The organism is Clostridium sp. CM74B_53 (assembly GCF_036318045.1).
In the GTDB taxonomy this organism is placed as follows: Bacteria; Bacillota; Clostridia; order Lachnospirales; family Lachnospiraceae; genus Pilosibacter.
On the sequence record NZ_JAWQDE010000020.1, the window covers coordinates 33,382 to 51,653 of the forward strand.

Below are 18,272 nucleotides of genomic sequence, written 5' to 3' on the forward strand. Positions count from 1 at the left end.
TTTTAACGTCTTCTGGCTCTTTTTCCTTCTTTCGCGTTTCCGTTCTCTGTTTAACTGTGTTTAATGGTATCACCTCTTTTCTTTCCCTTACTTTTCCCGTTTTTTATCAGCCGACCCGCAAAAATCAGCGCGCCGCCAGCCATCATCAACAACCATACCGGCCACCAGGTTTGTCCTGTCTGCGGAAGCTTTGTTTCATCTGTTTCTACCGTCTCAGAGGTAGACTCGTTATTTTCCCCCGTAGTACCCGGAAGATTGGTCTCATCCGTGCCTCCTGCTGTCTGATCTGTCTCCGTTGTATTCGTCGATGTAGTGGTATTTGTAGTTACCGTCTGATTCTTTCTCGTTGTTGTTGAAGAACCAGAGTCATCAGAATCATCGGAGGAATCCGATCGGTTCGCGTTGCTCGGTGATTTAACCGGAGTTCCCGGATTCGATGGATCCGGTTTCGGATCAACCGGCTGATCTGTGGATCCAGAGCCGCCTTTTTCATACAGCAGCGCGAACGGCGAAAATGAATGTGTCGTAAAAGTGATAAACTCCTTTCCAGCAATCACAATTTTTTCACATGAAATCTCGGTTGGTGGATTCTGTCTCAACTGCTCACCTGTATCCACGTTGCTTTCACGATGAAGCGTCTCAAAATGGATGATCCGAAATTCCGAATCTCTGGACGCGTCTTTCGGTACTGGCCAGTAGACATTCATTTTCTGTCCCTCTGCCATTGTCACATACGCGTCTCCATTATGGGTGTCCACTAGATCAAGGTATTTGAAAATATACGAAAATCTTCCATCTGTATTGACGTTCTTATCAAGATACTCTGCCAGGGAACCATCGCCCAGACTCTGATCCACCAGTAGGCGAACGCCGGACGGATCTGTCACTTTGACATTTCCCTTATTAATAAAGTACATCGTATCTGGCTGTGCGGCACTTGCGAGAATCCGCTCAGGAGCATCGAGCTCGAGCTTCGGTCCTCCATATGTCACGTCAGAAAACTTTTCTTCCACATTCCCTCGAACTTTTAAATTTCCAGTTCCCGCACGTACCGTCCGAGTGAGTGTCTTATTTCCCACTTTGATCTTTGCGCGGATAAGAGACGCATTCAGGTTAACGGAATAAATATCTACCTTGTAGTCGCGGAATGTATCATTTTCCTTGACCGGGAAATCAGAGCTGACAATGACAGATCCATCCGGTGCCATAAATTTCAGACCGACCGGAATGGTCTCATCCGTGCCGTTTACCTTACCTGGAAGGATCCGATAAATCCGGTGCTCTGTTCCATTCAGCGTTGAGGAGCTGTGTTCCTCATCTCCATAAAGCTTCAGATTCCATACTATTGTCGTTCCATTTCCATCATCGTAGGTCAGTTCGATATGATCGCTCACATCACTGCCCGCTCCCTCATCCTGAAGAGCCTGACTGATGTTTGCCGGAAGAGTCAGGTAATATCCCATCTCAGGCAGATCATTGGAAGCAAATTGGTTATCCGATCCGATTACGCCTTTGTATCCATTGCCGCCAACATAGACCGTAATATCCATCGGTGTGATCGTGATCGCGTATGCGGAATCCGGATCTTCTTTCCACTCTCCATAAAGAACCGTATCTGTGCTCAATGTCGTTCCATCCACATATTTCTGAGTGAGTTCCTGATCCAGATACCAGCCATCAAATTTATATCCCTCTTCTGATTCCTCCTGCGATTTTGCCGTATATGCGCTGTTAACGCGAACCGCATCATCCACTGGAGGCTTTGCGTCAGACGGCGTGCATGTTCCTACCCACTCATAATGGATTCTTATCCCTGGAATATATGTCATCCAGTCCGTTTCATGCTGGCTTTCTCCTATCGCCAGCCCTGAATGCATTTTTTTACTTGGAACAAAGATTCTGTCGAGATCAGCCGTTTTCGCTGCCTCCGCTCCACCGGCTTCATTTGTATATAATACTAATTTTGTACCAATTGCGCTGAGGTTCTCGACATGATCTTCCTCACTCGTAATCATGATTGGTGCTTCACTGGTTGTTCCTGTATATTCCGATATCATCTTTATATAATGATCCGTCGGAAGATACACATCATTGTCGGAAGCGACCTGTGCGGAATCTCCCATTTCAAAAAAGCCGTTTACATATATTCCATCACCCGTAGTATTTTTCTGATCGCCCGGATTATTGCCAGATACATCGCCGCCTGTCATGGTAAATGTACAATTTGGGGAGATATATGCGCCCCCGGCATTTTCTGCTTTATTTTTCTGACAGGAACCGCCTGTCTGACGTAGCTGTGACCCACGCCAGATATAATAGCCTCCACCTGTACCGCTCGCCTGGTTTTGGGAAATTGTACCGCCTTTTATGAAAAGTTCGGTATTATCTTGTACCATGATTCCACCACCAAAGGCTGCCTCATTTTCTGAAAGCAGACCATCTGAGATCTCGCCGGTTCCCTTCATACTGTACATAAAAATCCCACCGCCAAAGTCTGATACTTTATTTCCTATCAGCTTTCCACCATTCATACGGAATTTTGTACTATTGAAAAACATCGCAAGCGCTCCACCGCTTCCGTCTGTCACCTCATTATCCGCAATTATGCCGTTATTGATTTCAACCGAAACCTCCGGACTATTGTTTCCTGACTGGGGGAACGTTACAAGACCGCCGCCATAGGTTTGAGCCACATTTTCTGAAATCTCGCCACCATTCATAACAAACGAAGCCGGTAATGAAGTAAGCAGCTGATTGTGATTTTCACCTACTCCTGACATATCCTGCCAGTCCGCAAGATAAATTCCTCCGCCATAGCCGAACTGGCTGCCTATCGTGTAGGTTTTGTTTTTCTCAATGGAACCCCCATTCATGACCATTGAGGATCCAATAACCGCTACACCACCACCGCGGTTCGCCGTGTTTCCAGTGATCAGACCACCGTTCATCGTGAATGTACTATTATTTGCGATTGTCACTGCTCCACCATAATGCACGTTATGGTTGGTATTGTTTTGAATAACCGCACCATCATTCATCGTCATATTGAATCCATTGATTCCGAATACAGCTGTTCCCATCATCTGGGCATTATTGTTTTCCAGGATCGCGCCATCATTCAGTGTCAGGCTTCCTCCATGAAATGCCTGAATGATCGAATCTCCTGTTTCGCTCTCGTCCGGATTCTTAATGGTGTTCTCCGCATCGATCACGATATTGCTGAGCGTAAGATTTGAGTTCTCACCCTTCAGGTCGATCATATAGCTTATAAATCCGTAACGGTTCAATGTTTTTCCGTCCAGATCCCATTCTTCTGTTCCGTCTATCACATAATTTCCACAGAGATATACATGTTCAAATGAGTTTTCTTCCATCAAGCTCTTAGCCTGCTCAAACGTTTTGACTGCGTTTTCCCTGTCTAGTCCCGTGTTTCCATCATCGCCATCTGACTGGGATAAATAAATACCATCGGGCAAATCAGCCTTCTGTTTGGTCTTTTTTGTGGCAAAAAGAGCTGGGTTAGAAGCGCTTGCTATGTGTTCTTTGTCATCCAACGGGTATTTCTGTATATCAGATGCCTCTGAATCTGTTGCCTTTATCGGCAGTATCTCTTCTGTTTCATCTGTAGTAGTCGTTCTAGTATTTTGCAATACCCCACCAGGGTATCTTTTGCGTATGAAAATGGACTTGCCGAGGCCATGATCATACTAATTGCCAATACCAACGATAAGCATCGTTGTTTCATGTGCAGTCTCTCCTTCTTTTTATTTGCAAATCAGTATTATATTCTCTTATCTTGTGTGGTCATGCCAAAGTAAGTCCTTATAACTTCCGCTTGATTTAAGAATTTTTACAATTTACATACGGGGTATATTATAGCACTAATTTTTACCAAAACAAGTTATTTGAATATTTTCTAAAATTTATAAACTAAATATACCACCTTTATTACATCCAAAATCGGCCCCGGTATTTTTTCTGAAAAGCGCAAAAAAGAGCACACTTTTACATGTACTCTTTTTGCTACGTTTTTCTATCTTCCGGCCGGTGCCCCGCCACCGCCGGAAGCTCCGGCGGATGCGCCGGTCTCAACACCGGCCACCTGCCATACATAGGACTCGTAGGCGGAGACGAGATTCAGTTTTGCCGTATTCATCGCTGCCTCGCCGGAGAGCCATGCGGATTCACCGGAAAGATAGGCGTTCTTTGAGAGCATGCCTGCTGCCTGCTTCTTCTGCACCGTATCCCATGCCTGTTTTGCGGCGGAATAGGCGCTCTCCGCTGCCTCATACTGGGATACGGCATTCTGGAGATTCTCGTATGTGGATCTCAGGCTGATCTCCGCGTTCTGGGATGCCTCGCTGATCCGCTGCTTTCTGAGCTCCCGGTTATCCGTTCCGGTGACCTTTGATTTCATCTCGCTGACCCAGGTGGGATCGTTGCTGATGGCTGTCTGAAGGTCATTCTCCACAGAAACTGCACGGATCGCCGCCATATCCGGATCCGGGACTGTGCCGATCTCCACATCGGTGCGCCCGGAAAGTCCGAGCAGCGTCAGAAGACTTTCCTTCAATTCACTCTGCTGCTCTTTCAGGGATGCCAGGGAGTTCTGCTGCCGTTCCAGGCTGCTCTTCTCCGACTCCAGCTCCGTATCCTTGATGAGACCAGCCGACCGTTTCTTCACCGCCGCGTCGTAGGAACTCTGCGCCGCCTCCACATTTTTTTCCATCGCCGCCACATTGGCTGCCATCTGGTTGTAGGAGTTCATCAGGTTCTGTGCCGATGCCGCCAGGGTATCCGCCAGATCCTCCATGGTCTTCTCCTGACTTGCGGAATTCATTCGGTTGATCGTAGACTGCACCTGCGCCATGGAAGTGCGGATATTCTTCGCGTTATTCTCGTAGAGTGCCTGCATTTCTGTATCGCCGTCATCCTTATAGGAGTCCGCCATCTTTTTCAGGTAGTTGTACTCTTCCTTTAACGTCTCGTGCATCTTTTCATAGGGCGCACTCTGGCGGTTCTGGCTGTCCTGACTCTGCAGATAGGAAAAGTTTCCCGCTTTGATCAGTTCCCGCAGATCGCTGTACTCGATCTTCGTGATCTGGCTTGAATCTACGGAATCGGATTCCGCTGCGTAAGATATGATTTTGCAGGATGAGAACGCTCCGGCAATCAATCCATGCATATTTCCGAGGATACTGTCCGCGTTGTTCCCACCTCCGGCTGCCGCGAAAATTGCCGCGCCGAATAGCAGACCGCCCATCCATTTTTTATATGTTTTCATTCTTTCACCTCACATCAACTCATTCCCAAACTACATTCCATGCCATTTTGCGTTTTTCTGCTGTGACAGGAATCATTCCCGGCAAAAAGGAACTTATGACGCCGACGCCAGTCCTGCCACAGCCCAGTCATATGTGACCTTCGCGGTGAGAAAGCTTAACCTTGCAGATTCCATGGAAGTTTTCGCAGAAAGGCAGGCAGATTCCTGCTTTGCGTATGTCTTCTTTGTGATGGTTCCGGCGGAGAGTCTTAGCTCTGCTGCTGCCCGTTCCTTCTCCGCAAGCTCATAGTTCGTCTTCGCCTGTTCGTAACTGTCCTTTGCGAGTACCAGGCTGTTGTAGGCGTTCTTCACGTTTGTGGAAACCGTGTCTTTCTGATTCGACAGTGTGCTTGTATAAGTCGCTCTGTTGTTCTCCGACTGGGAGTTCGCAAGTCTGCGCTCCGTAATTTTAATGCTGTAGTTGTTCGCAATAGCTGTCTGGATATCTGAATCCACATTAATGGAGGAAACTGCGGAGGTGTCCACATCCGGCAGACTTCCGATCTCCACGGAATCATTGTAGTTCCAGCCTGACATGATAATGAGCTGCTGTCTCGTCTGCTCTAAACTGCTCTTCGCGGCTTGCAGGGACGCCTTCGCATTTGTAACCGCCTCCGCCGCGTTGTCGACCTCCGACTGCAGGGTCATTCCCGCGGATTTTCTCGTCTGCGCCTGGGTGTATGTGGTCTCCGCCTGGGTCACTGCATCCTCTAAGGTATCCAGGGATGCCTTCCCACTATAATAGGAGATCATCAGCTTCTGTGCCTGCTGCACGATGCTTTTCTCCGCCTGTTCATATCCAAGGCGCTTTATCTCACCGTCATCCACGTTGTTATCTCCCTGCTCCGTCAGGTTATCCACGGAGATCTCGCTGTTTAACGCCTGGGAGATCTGTCCCGCGTAGTTTGCGCTGTCATCGTCCGGGTAGCTGATCCGCTCGGATACCTCGCTTGCGGAATCATAATACTCCTTTGCGATATCCGTGCTGGTCTTTCCCTTATATTTCTGGTAGTCCAGCTCATTCTGGCGGACTGTCGTGTTGTACTCGTGGATCAAGTCCGCAATCTCCCCGTATTCCAGCTTGTTATCCTGGAGAGACGCCCATTTTTCCGCTGTATATGCAAATTCCGGGCTGGTCGCGAACGCCTGGAGCGGCGTCACACTCATCATAAGTGCCATAGCGAACAAGCCTGCAATCTTCCATTTCTTCATGCTGATATCCATTCCTTTCTGCGGCAGATACAGGTCCGCCCTGGGGATAAATTCCCCCAGGGTGTTCCCAAAACCTTTTTATCCTTTTAAACCTTTTTTAATGAAACCTTTAAATTTAATCCTTAATTTAATCCTTTTTTATGACCTTTTATTTTAAACCCCAATTTAAATATCCAGTACCTTTCTCTCCTTCTTACCGTTCATGATCGCGTAGTAAACAGGAAGAATGAATAATGCAACCAGAATACCAGCCGTCAGACCACCGATATTTACGATCGCCAGACCTTTCGTCGTGGACGCGCTGCTTCCTGTGGAGAGCACCATCGGGATCATGGAGAGGATCGTGGTGGAGCTTGTCATTAAGATCGGGCGGAGACGTGTCGCTCCGGCCTCAACAAGGGCAGTCTTAAGCTCCATCGTCATCCGGTACTGATTGACTGTATCCACATAAAGGATACCGTTGTTTACGACCGTACCAATTAAGATCAGGAATCCCAAAATAGATGTCATACTGATGGTCGTGCCGGTCAGCTTCAGAAGTCCGAAGGAACCGACAAGGCTGAAGGGGATCGTTGTCATGACCATGAAGGAGAACTTTGGGGATTCGAACTGGGCTGCCATGACTACGAATACCAGGAATACCGCAACCGCGATGGCCTGATACAGGGATGAGAATTCCTCCGCCATCATACGGTTTCTGGAGTTTGTACCGATGGTCACACCGGACGGAAGATTCGGCCGAACCACCTCGCTGTCGATGAGATTCTTCACATTTCCGTTTACATAATCCGCCGTGATCGTAACCTCGTACGCTTTATCGGTCTTGGAGATGGAGGATGGGTTATCCTTAAAGACAACATCCGCCACATCGGAAACCGCTACGGTTCCGCCGCTTCCTGTCGTGATCAGCATATTCTTTACCTGCTCAACCGTGCGGTACATACCTTCCGGATACTCTGCCTTGACGCTGACCTCATTTCCGTCGATGGTTAGGGTCGCGATCTCGGTTCCGTCAAGCATCTGCTTTACTTGCTGTCCGATGGATGCCGCCGTGAGACCTTCCGCGGAAGCTGCCACCTGATCTACATTGATGGATACAACCGGAGCCGTGTTCTCCACATCGGAGTGGACATTCTTTACATCATCTCTGGCAACCATCTCGCTTACGATCTTGTCCGCGGCTTCCTTCACCGTGTCGTAATCAGAACCGTCAAGGATCACCTCATAATCATTCTGTCTTCCCATGAAGCTCATAGAAGCAGACGCCTCTACCTCAATGGTACAGTTCTCAAGACCTGACATCTCGTCTTCCCACTCAGATACGATCTCATCCGTGCTCATCTTTCTGTCATCCTTTAAATAGGCACTGACGGTTCCGCTGCTGCCGTTGTAACGGAGCATGTAGGAATCCACATCCTCGTGGCTGCTGACGATAGATTCCACCTGAGTCAGGATATCATCTGCCTTCTCATCGAGAAGACCTGGTCTTGTGGTGATCGTCACGGAGATCGTACCGTTATCATCGGATGTCATGAGCTCACTCTGCATGCCGCTCGCGAGGAAGAGCGTAGCTGCGACAAGTCCGATAGAGCCCAGCATGACGATGGCTTTATGTTTCAGTACCATCGGAAGTAGCTTCCGGTATCCGAACTGAAGCAGCTTCATAAGACCGGATAACGGTGCTTTTTCCCGTTCCTTCGGCTTATACAGCATATATGTCAGCGGAACGACCGTGATCGCGGAAAGCAGGGACGCACTCATACAGAATACGATGGTCCAGCCGAGCGGTGTGAACATCTGGCCGCTCATTCCGTTTAAGGTTGTAAGAGGGATAAATACAACACAGGTCGTCAGGGTGGAACCGAGGACGGACATGGCAACCAGACCAGTGCCTTCCAGAGATGCCTTCGCGTACTCCACGAACCCGCGCCCATCCATCTTATCCATGGCCCGGAAACAGCTCTCTAAAACAACGATGGAGTTGTCGACCATCATGCCGACGCCGAGAACCAGAGCACTCATAGTAATGACATTTAAGGTAAAACCGACTCTCGTCATCAGGATCAGGGATACCAGAATGGAGGTCGGGATCGAGCTTCCGACGATCAGGGATGCCTTGATATCACCGAAGAAAAGCCAGATGATGATCATGGAAATAATAACTGCCAGAACCATCGTCTGAGCCACATCCAGAAGGGAGGATTTGATGCTGTCTGCACTGTCACGGGCAATCTCGATGTGAAGTCCGGAATCTGCTGCCTCCAGAGATTCAACCGTTTCTTTTACATCTGAGGAAAGCTTCATGGCGGAGATGTCCTGCTTCTTCGATACGGAGATGGAGATGGTTTCCTGTCCGTTATAGCGGGACACACCGCCCATTTGTTCTTCCGTGGTGTACACATCTGCAATGTCTTCCAGATACACAGTCTTACCGCTCTGGGTCGTGATCGGAACCTTTTTCAGATCCTCCAGCGTGCCGGCCTTCGCGGATGTTGTGACGGAGAGGGAGAGATCGCCGTATTCCGCGGATCCGGACGGATAGGAGAGATCTGACGCCGCCATGGCACTAGTGATCTGATTCACCGTCACTTTATACTGTTTCATCTTTACCGGATCGAGTTCCACCTTCACATACTCGGAGGAACCACCCATGGATTCCACCTGGGCAACTGTAGAAAGCTGCTCAAATACCGGTGTGATGTTCTGGTCTACATAGTCGTAGAGGTCTTCCTGCGTGTCGTGGGAGATGGAGAGCATGATGTCGTTTCCGCCGTTCATGTTCATCTCCATGACGCTCGTATTACAGTCCTCCGGGAGTCCGCGGATGCTGTTTAAGGAACGTGTCAGTTCATTGTAGGCATCATCCATATCCTGATCATAATCATACTCCAGCATGATCATGGCATTTCCCTCGTTGGAGGTGGATGACATGCTCTTTACGCCCTCCAGCGTACTGACCTGATCCTCTATGGGCTTTGTCACCAGTTCATCCATGTCTTCCGGTGTTGCACCGGAATATGACGCGCGAACGATCAGCATCGGCTGGTCTGTATCCGGCATCTGCTCCAGTGTCGCGTTAAATACGGAGGAGATACCGAAAACAAGGATACAGAGCAGGGCTAAGATCGTCGTGACCGGACGTTTTAATACATATCTCGTAAGTCCCATGATCAGCCCTCCTGTGCTGCACTGCTGCCGGCAGCGCTGTTATCTGCGGCTGGTGTCTCGCCGACTGCTCCGTCTGCCGGGGCATTCTCACCTGCCGGGGCTGCTCCGCCGTTATGGCCTGCTGCGTCCGAAGCTGCCTGACCATCCGGTGCGCCAGCTTCTCCGTTCTGGGCTGCCTGGCTGTTCTGATCACCTGCTCCTTCCGGGGCTGCCTGGCTGTCGTCGCTTCCGGAAAGCTGGATATCCGCGCCCTCATACAGGTTGTTGCTCCAGGTGCTCACGACAAGGTCATCTGCGGAAAGTCCGTCTGTGACCTCCACATAATCATCATCGTTGATTCCGACCTCGATGGACGCTTTTTTCGCCTTTCCATCTTCATACAGGTAGACGTAAGCGTTTCCGCCACTGTAATACACGGCATCCACCGGGATCGTCATGACGTTTTCGGCTTTTCCCGTCGTAACGGTGAGCTTCACGGTACTTCCCGTCGCCGCGTTATTGTCTGTATCGGTAAGCTGCGCCTCCACCTTAAACATTCCTGTGGAATCGTCCACCATGGTGTTGATCTCATCGATCATTGCATTGTATGTATTTCCGCTCTTTTCTACTGTCAGCGAATCGCCAACCGCAAGGTTCTCCAGCATTCTCTGGGTGACATAGAATGTCACCTTCTTCTCGCCCTCGCCGGAGATCACGCAGAGCTCTCCGTTCATATTCGCCCGGTCGTAAACTTCCGCGCTGCAGCTCTCCACCTTTCCGGAGATCGGAGCCGTCACACTGCTGTAGCTGACCTGCTGATCATAGGAGGTCTTCGCGGAATTGTACTGGAGCTGTGCCGTCTTCACCGCGTTTGTATACTGTTCATATTCCTGTTCGGAGAGGTCGCCGCCATCGTAGAGGATCTGCATTCTTGCGAGATCACTCTGAGCCTTCTGAAGATTTACCTGCGCGGAATCCACAGAATTTTTCGCATTTGCAACCTGCTCCGTATCGATCGTAAAAAGGACCTGGCCCTTCGTGACCGTATCGCCCGCCTTCACATAAACCGCCGTGATATCTCCGGATGCCTTTGCGTATACATGGACCACATCATCCGGTTCCACCGTCCCAGTCAGCTCCGTTGTCAGATAGATACTTCCTGTCTCCGGCTCCTCCGCACGGACCACGGTACTCTGGCTTTCCTGCTGCATACCGCCCATTCCTCCCGGACCGCCGCCGGGGCCGCCCATACCCCCCTGCATTCCGCCGCCCGACGAGTTTCCTTTCATCACGATTACACCTGCTGCCGCTGCAACTACAACGACTCCTGCTGCCGTACACAGGATGATGTTCCTTTTTTTCATGATCCTATATGCTCCCTTCCTGATGATCCTTGTTGTTTTCTGCCTTTTTGAATGTTATAGCCAATAATATAAAAGTCATTTGTGAACACTTTGTGAGGAAATTTTCAGGAAATTGTGAGGACTCTTTCACAGATGGGATTTTTATGATATATCTTTAGATAGAAATGCCAGCCGGCTATGACACAAATGTTGGAAAAACTTTTATGTCCAAACCGATTATCTGCAAATGAAAATGTATAATTTTATCAAATATACGTGTAATTCATGAAATTATAGAATAGAGGTACAATATTAATGTCAAAACTATTGATCGTTGACGACGATATCCGTCTCAGGAAACTGGTTCGAACATATGGAGAAGTGGAGCATTATGAATGTGATGAGGCCGCAGATGGACTTGCGGCACTGGAAAAATTACAGAATGATCATTTCGATCTCGTGATCCTGGACGTTATGATGCCGGGACTCGACGGTTTCGAAACGTTAGAGCGGATCCGCAAGACCAGCGAGATCCCGGTGATCATGTTGACCGCCAGAAACGAAGAATACGATAAGCTCACAGGCTTTGGTCTCGGAGTGGATGACTACGTCTCAAAACCCTTCAGCCCGAAAGAGCTCATGGCGCGGGTGGGCGCGGTCTTAAAACGCAACGGAAAGAAAAGTGCTGTTCTCTCCTATCAATATAAAGAGCTTGAGATCCGCCCGGATTCCCGCACCGCCTCCATCTCCGGGAGGGAGCTGGTTCTTGCCCCGAAGGAATTTGATCTCCTCCTGGAGCTTGTGAAAAATCCCGGAACTGTCATGAGGCGGGACAAGCTCCTTCAGGATGTCTGGGGATACAGCTACTGCGGCGACGGACGCACCGTGGACACCCACGTTAAATCTGTCCGTGACCGTCTCGGCCCGTACCGCTCCATGATCCAGACCGTATGGGGCGTCGGATATAAATTCGATCCTGATGCCGCGATCCGGTAATTCGGCCTGACAGCTCCCGCCGGGCACACCTCAGATACTGACTGGAATTGAAAAACATTACCGATAAAGGAAAATTATGGAAAATATCAATGAAACCAAAAAATCCGAGCTGAAAGCTCTTCACAGAAAAAAACGCCCCGGGCTGATGTTTCAGCTCTGGGGCATGATGATGGGGCTTGTTGTCCTGACCGCAGCCTGTATGTGGTTCGTACAGGTCTTTTTCTTCGAACACACCTATGCGGAGACAGCCCTGTCCAACTCCTTAAAACAGCTGCAGCCGGTTATGAGCGACCTGACAAACCGGGACCTGACGGAAGACGATCGTCTTCTGCCTTTTTTGAGCCGGATGATCGACGGAACGATCTTTCTCGTAGACGATGCAGGAGATCTGACCGATATTTACAGCTATGGCCATCTCCTTGCCGGTGTTCAGAATGAGCCTGAATACGGAATCTGGAAATTTATCAGAAATTCCGATGAGTTTTCCAATGTTAAGGCACGCCAGATCTATCAGAACGTATTAAAAAGCGATCACCATATAATCAATATCCATATTGGGATCCCTGTCACCTACGCCGGTGAGAACGCCTATCTTCTGATTGAAAATATGATCCGTACCGATACAGCCTTTACATTCAACCGGATGCAGCTGATCATTCTCACCGTGGTCCTGACCATCGCCGCGTCCATCCTCGCCGCCGTGGGCTCCGGATATTTCACAAAGCCGATCTTTGCAATCAAACACACGGTGAACCGGCTCGCAGAAAATGATTTTTCCGCCCGCGCCGATGTAAACCGCCAGGATGAGCTCGGCGAACTGGCGGAATCTGTCGGACTTCTCGGCCAGGCTCTGGCCCGCGTCGATGTTCTTCGAAAGGAAGTCATCGCTAATGTTTCCCATGAGCTCCGCTCTCCACTTTCCGTGATCTCCGGCTATGCAGAACTTGTCCGGGACATTCACTGGAAAGATGAGGCGGCCAGAAACGAAGATCTGGACCTTATTATTGAGGAATCCAACCGAATGAGTGAGATGGTAAATGATATTTTAGATTATTCCCAGCTTCAGTCCGGCTATATCAGGCTCCGTCCGGAATTCTTTGATTTCACAGGGTTGGCGGAATCCGAGACCTCCCACTGCGCGGCAGCCGCCGCGACTTACGGGATCCGGGTTCGCTTTGACGCTCCCAAAGAGTCTGTTTTTATATATGCCGACCCGTTAAAGCTCAGTCAGGTACTCCGGAATCTTCTCTACAACGCCATCAATCATACTCCGGAAGGCGATACCATTACCGTCTCTCTGGAAACCAAAGCTAATCACACTGTCCGACTTTCCGTAACGAATCCCGGCACCCCGATCTCAGAGGAGGACAAAAAGATCATCTGGGAGCGCTACCAGCGAAGCCAGCACCAGAGCGGCCGCCGCATGGGTACCGGGATCGGACTCTCCATCGTCAGTACGATCTTAAATGCCCACGGAATGAAATATGGGGTGGATTCCGACGAAAAAGAAACCGTGTTCTGGTTTGAAGTGACAAAAGCCGATGTTCCGCAGGAATCTTAGTTTTATCCCCGCCGTCTGCAGACTTCATAATGTAAACGCCTGCACTGCCCAACCATTAAAATATTCTGTCTTTTTGCGGTATATTCGTGACAAAATAAAGCACTGAGGCAAAAAGGACTGGCAAAACACCGTAATGCTTTTTGCCAGTCCTTTTTTTTAAATTCCTAATCTTTCAAAAAAATTCTTATAAAATTCTGTTTTCAACAATTCTTTAGCACCATAACGGTCATACTTATTCCACAGTGGATCATCATCCATATTTACATATAATGGAAAATGTTTATCTGCAAATTCTCTGCTAAGCTTTTGATGCATTTCCGTTGACTCCTGTATTAAATGTTCTGCAGCATCCTCCGCCCATACATGAAGTGCCTTTGTCATTACTTTTACCGCCTGATCTGGACATTCCTCATATAAAACTTCCAGCATATAATAGTAAACTCTTACACATAATGAAGAGAATCCCGATTTACCTGCTGCAGCTGAACCGTCAATCTGAGGGACCTTATAACCTGGATCATATTCCGCAAAACACTTCGCTTTCTTGTCGGACGGAACATTTGCCTTTCTCAAAACAACGTGGAAATCGCAATAGCCATCCCCATCTTGTGTCAGGGTCTGTGCCAGATTAACCTGAGTCAGACCAAATGCATATTCCTGATAGCATGCGCGATGAAATTCTTCACAATAAATTCTTCCTATTCTTCTTGCATCATATTGATCCCAAACTTCTGCCATCGGGCAAACAAGTGTATGTGAATTTCGTTCTTCATCTGTCAATTTCAAGCGATCCCTGCGAAATCTCGGATCTGACGGCAGATCACTGCATACGGCAAACAGACTATGCATATTAATTTTTACACCCAGTGCCTCGTGCTTTTCTCTTCGAGTTCGACCACGGTCTTTGCCATATCGCCTCGTTGCTTCGCGGACGATTCGTTCCCCCTTTTCTCCAAGAGCGTTCATAATCTCTCTTGCGAGCAATGCATACATAATTGTATAACTATCCTGAAGATGAATCACTTCCAATTGATTATTTGTATACATGGTTACTCCTCCCCTTTTAATTTCAACAAACATTCCAGTTTTTTTCGGAAATATACAAACTCATCTATTGAAAGCGCACAGTTCCGCTTTACAAAACTATAATCTAATGTCTGCTCCATACTTTTGGATCTTGACTCTAGAAACTCTGCAATTTTATATGCTGTCAGTTCTGTTGCTTTCTGTTCTGAATTCTCTTTGCAAAATGCCTGTACCATAAATCTCGCACATATATTCCATTTTTTCACAGCTTCCTTCATCGTCTGGTTCACACACGATACATCTGTTTTAGGCTCTTCAAATGAATTAAAATGCATTTTATAATCGTCATTAGAATTGGCAGGTCTAAAGTAAGAAGCTATTCTGCAACGATTATTTTCATCTTCTGTGAGTACTTCTGAAATATTGACCTGTGCAATATTTTCTGTATATGCTCCGATGCAAGCCGCTGTAAATTCTTCACAAAACAATTTTGCCACTTTTTCTGTTCCATACCTTCTTGCACTAGATGCAAATGGACATCTGATCACATCTGTTAATGCTACCTGCTCATTTAACCTCTGCTGCTTTTCTAATAATCTTGGATCTTCAAAACGTACCTGTGGCCATATATAAAAATTTTGCAGATTTGTTTTTATTCCTTTCTTTCTCTGCTGTTCGCGCTCTCTATTTCCTACTAGTTCCCCATATGTACGGACAGCACTTCTCACCAGCTCCTCACCTTGTTCTGACTGATTTAGAAGATATTCTGCCAGTCCAAAATATAGGATACTCCAGGAATCCTGGAGATTCTGCGCCTCTAATTCCTGTATACAATTCATAGATTATTCTTCCTTTCTACCCTTTTTCCTTGAATAATTAGGCCATTCCTTCATGAATTGGAAAATCATCCAGATCACAAATCCTGCCATGATAACAATACTTCCATATACTAAAATATCCATTTACATCCTCCTTCAACTTACTTGCGGATATCTACAATTTTGGCATCTTTTGCAAATGGTGTAATTCCAAAAAACAAAACTGCGCTCACAATAATACCATAGACAATTGCCGGTAATCCAAATATAACGATTTTATTTAAATCACAGATCAAGGCCACTGCCCCGCCGCCAATCATAGAAATTAAAGCACCTGTATAAGATTTTTTCCCGCTTCCAAAAATTCCATATAACATTGGAACAAGACATCCGCCTACATATGCTGTTGAACTTAAAGTCCAGACCGACATTACATCCGGAAGAAGTAACGCAAAACCCAATCCGAGAAGACCGACTGCTAAAATACCCACTTTGGTAACGATCACCATTTGTTTATCCGTTGCTTTTGGATTAATATAAGTTTTATAAATATCCACAGAAATATTAGTTGCTCCTGATAACATATACGAATCTGCAGTAGACATAATCGCCGCCATCAGTGCTGCAATGCAAAGTCCTTTAATTCCTGTTGGAAGATACTGCATCAATAATGTTGCAAATACCATATCCTTTGGAAGATCTGCTGGCAGTAAAACGACCGCAGCCAATCCCATTACTAAAGACATAACTAACAGAAGACATTGTGGAACTGCAGCAATAAGTGTACTGATCTGAGCTGTTTTGGCATCTTTCGCAGAAAAGAATCTTGAATATCTGTTTCCATCAATGAGAACGGGAAGTGATGTGGCACAAATCAATTTAATGGCTCCAGATGTATCTAACTGTAAATGTTCTGCGGGAACTGATGATGTAATTCCTGACCAACCACCTGCTCCGCTATATACCATAGCTGTAGCAAGTAAAACACCTCCTGCAAGGAAAATAAACTGAACATAATCAGTCATTGCAACTCCCCACATTCCACTTGAAAGCGTATATGCCAAAATAATTGCCATACCAATAATCATTCCAACTTTCATATTTACACCGAGCAGCAGGTGAATACATGTACCAAGCGCAATCGACTGCATAGCTGGTCCTGTTCCCATCATATATATTGCGCAAAACAGACCGCCCAGTGTCTGACACTTTTTTCCATATACTCTTCCCAACATTTCCGGTGCTGTAAAGCCTCCGATATTTCTCATCTTCTTTGCTACAAATAGTCCCATAAATAAGTTGATGCAAAGCAAAATAATAATTTTCGGAACTTCAACAATTCCATTCATATAGCTATTACCAACACTTCCGGTTAATGCGCCCCCACCAACTGCAGTCGCCAGCATAGTCGCTGTCATTACAGAAAGTCCCAGTTTTTTGTCTGCAACCGCAAAGTCCTGCATGCTGTCATCTGTTTTAAAATACATACCCACGCCAACCATAGACAACATATAAATAATAATCAACGCCCAATCTAAAACACTTGCCATACACTTTTCCTTTCTTTGCCAGTAATTTCCTGTAACATCCGAAGACTGTCGACCTCTTCACTGCATTAAGTATATCACTTGACAATTACAAACTGTTAATTTAAAATTTTGATTATAGTTATCAAAATATTGGAGGTAATCTATGACTTTTGAACAATTCAAATATGTCTTAGAAGTAGCGAAATGTGGTTCATTCAATCAGGCTGCTAACACAATGTTTCTTTCTCAATCCACACTCTCCACTTCCATAAAAAATTTAGAAGAAGAGCTTGGGCAATCCATCTTTTTCAGAAATAATCGAGGAATCCAGTTAACTTCTTTTGGACGTGATTTTATTTCTTATATCACACCAATATGCTCACAAATGACTCAATTAGAGCAGGTCTGTAAGCAAAAAAAATTTGATGAGAGAGTTTCATTTTCTGTTTCCAGCAATGGTTTTCGTTTTATCGCTCCTATTTGCGCAAAATTATATCAGCATTACCGCTCTCTTGGTATTCATATATATCATTATGACGGAATTGGGGATGAGACCATTGAGCATGTCTCTAATCAGCAAGTTGAAATAGGAATTGTACGCATTTGGGATTGTTATAAGCAAATTTACATGCGCCAGTTTTTTGCCAAAAAAATTTTATTTACTCCTTTAACCACAGTTAACATATGTATTATGGTTGGGTGCGGCAATCCATTATTCTATCAAAAAAAAGATTCTATTCCCGCATCTGTGCTGGCAGATTATCCTATGGTTGTTCACCCTAATTTACATTCCGGACCATTTTCTGATATTTTTTCCCGCTTAGGAATCCCAGAAAACAAAAATCGTATTATTGCTGGATCCCGTGCTATTATTTATGATACTCTTGAACATACAGATGCTTATTATGTGTCTTCTGATTTAAAACAGGGCTACCGGAAAATAGAAACTTCCAAAAATTTACGTTCTTTTCTAATTGATGGATGCACAATTACTTCTGAAATTGGCTGGATCCGACATGAAGACTATACGCTTTCTCCTATTGCCAAAGAGTTCATTAAAGAATTAACTTGGATGTTTCAAGAATTGTAATTATCATTTTTTCAATAACAGTTATGACTTTTATCGATAACAATACTATGTCTCACGATATAAACTTTGGGGGTGTCGGCAATCGCAACACCCCTTGTGGACTTTCAACGCAGACTGGCGGTAAGTTCATCATACTTAGAAACGTGCGCCGCAAGGCACACGCAAAAAAATGCTGCCTGCAAAATTAATCTGCACGCAGTATTTTTATACGATTCTATTCGCTTTTG

At 46.5% G+C, this 18,272-nt stretch carries 11 protein-coding genes; 3 read left to right on the plus strand and 8 right to left on the minus strand.

Annotated features, from left to right (window positions below):
* Nucleotides 1-50: 50 nt before the first annotated feature.
* From V2546_RS13965 to V2546_RS13985, 5 genes are all read right to left on the minus strand, one after another.
* The gene (locus V2546_RS13965; protein ID WP_329752644.1) at nt 51-3,476 is read right to left on the minus strand and encodes an InlB B-repeat-containing protein; all 3,426 of its coding nucleotides are present in this window, start codon (nt 3,474-3,476) and stop codon (nt 51-53) included.
* A 557-nt stretch (nt 3,477-4,033) separates the two neighbouring features.
* Nucleotides 4,034-5,284 carry a TolC family protein gene (locus V2546_RS13970; RefSeq protein WP_329752645.1) on the minus strand — a complete coding sequence of 417 codons (1,251 nt, stop codon included), beginning with the start codon at nt 5,282-5,284 and terminating at the stop codon, nt 4,034-4,036.
* A gap of 93 nt (nt 5,285-5,377) precedes the next feature.
* Nucleotides 5,378-6,535, minus strand: a complete 1,158-nt coding sequence (locus V2546_RS13975) for a TolC family protein (protein WP_329752646.1) — start codon at nt 6,533-6,535, stop codon at nt 5,378-5,380.
* A gap of 165 nt (nt 6,536-6,700) precedes the next feature.
* The gene (locus V2546_RS13980; RefSeq protein WP_329752647.1) at nt 6,701-9,703 is read right to left on the minus strand and encodes an efflux RND transporter permease subunit; all 3,003 of its coding nucleotides are present in this window, start codon (nt 9,701-9,703) and stop codon (nt 6,701-6,703) included.
* Between the two features lie 2 nt (nt 9,704-9,705).
* A complete protein-coding gene (locus V2546_RS13985) occupies nt 9,706-11,046 on the minus strand; it encodes an efflux RND transporter periplasmic adaptor subunit (protein WP_329752648.1) in 1,341 nt (446 codons plus the stop codon).
* A 294-nt stretch (nt 11,047-11,340) separates the two neighbouring features.
* On the opposite strand from V2546_RS13985, the gene V2546_RS13990 reads away from it, so the two are divergent.
* Both V2546_RS13990 and V2546_RS13995 read left to right on the plus strand, forming a co-directional pair.
* The gene (locus V2546_RS13990; RefSeq protein WP_329752649.1) at nt 11,341-12,021 is read left to right on the plus strand and encodes a response regulator transcription factor; all 681 of its coding nucleotides are present in this window, start codon (nt 11,341-11,343) and stop codon (nt 12,019-12,021) included.
* 76 nt (nt 12,022-12,097) lie between these two features.
* Nucleotides 12,098-13,582: a HAMP domain-containing sensor histidine kinase gene (locus tag V2546_RS13995; RefSeq protein WP_329752650.1), complete on the plus strand. Its 1,485-nt coding sequence runs from the start codon at nt 12,098-12,100 to the stop codon at nt 13,580-13,582.
* Nucleotides 13,583-13,738: 156 nt separating this feature from the next.
* Here the strand turns inward: V2546_RS13995 and V2546_RS14000 are convergent, their stop codons facing one another.
* The 3 genes from V2546_RS14000 to V2546_RS14010 form a co-directional block, all read right to left on the minus strand.
* Nucleotides 13,739-14,629 carry an L-2-amino-thiazoline-4-carboxylic acid hydrolase gene (locus V2546_RS14000; protein ID WP_329752651.1) on the minus strand — a complete coding sequence of 297 codons (891 nt, stop codon included), beginning with the start codon at nt 14,627-14,629 and terminating at the stop codon, nt 13,739-13,741.
* A gap of 2 nt (nt 14,630-14,631) precedes the next feature.
* Nucleotides 14,632-15,447, minus strand: coding sequence for an L-2-amino-thiazoline-4-carboxylic acid hydrolase (locus V2546_RS14005; RefSeq protein WP_329752652.1), 816 nt, complete (start codon nt 15,445-15,447; stop codon nt 14,632-14,634).
* Between the two features lie 140 nt (nt 15,448-15,587).
* On the minus strand, nt 15,588-16,976 hold the full coding sequence (locus tag V2546_RS14010) for a sodium:solute symporter family protein (protein ID WP_329752653.1): 1,389 nt from the start codon (nt 16,974-16,976) through the stop codon (nt 15,588-15,590).
* A 142-nt stretch (nt 16,977-17,118) separates the two neighbouring features.
* On the opposite strand from V2546_RS14010, the gene V2546_RS14015 reads away from it, so the two are divergent.
* Nucleotides 17,119-18,045 carry a LysR family transcriptional regulator gene (locus V2546_RS14015; RefSeq protein ID WP_329752654.1) on the plus strand — a complete coding sequence of 309 codons (927 nt, stop codon included), beginning with the start codon at nt 17,119-17,121 and terminating at the stop codon, nt 18,043-18,045.
* The last annotated feature ends 227 nt before the right edge of the window (nt 18,046-18,272 follow it).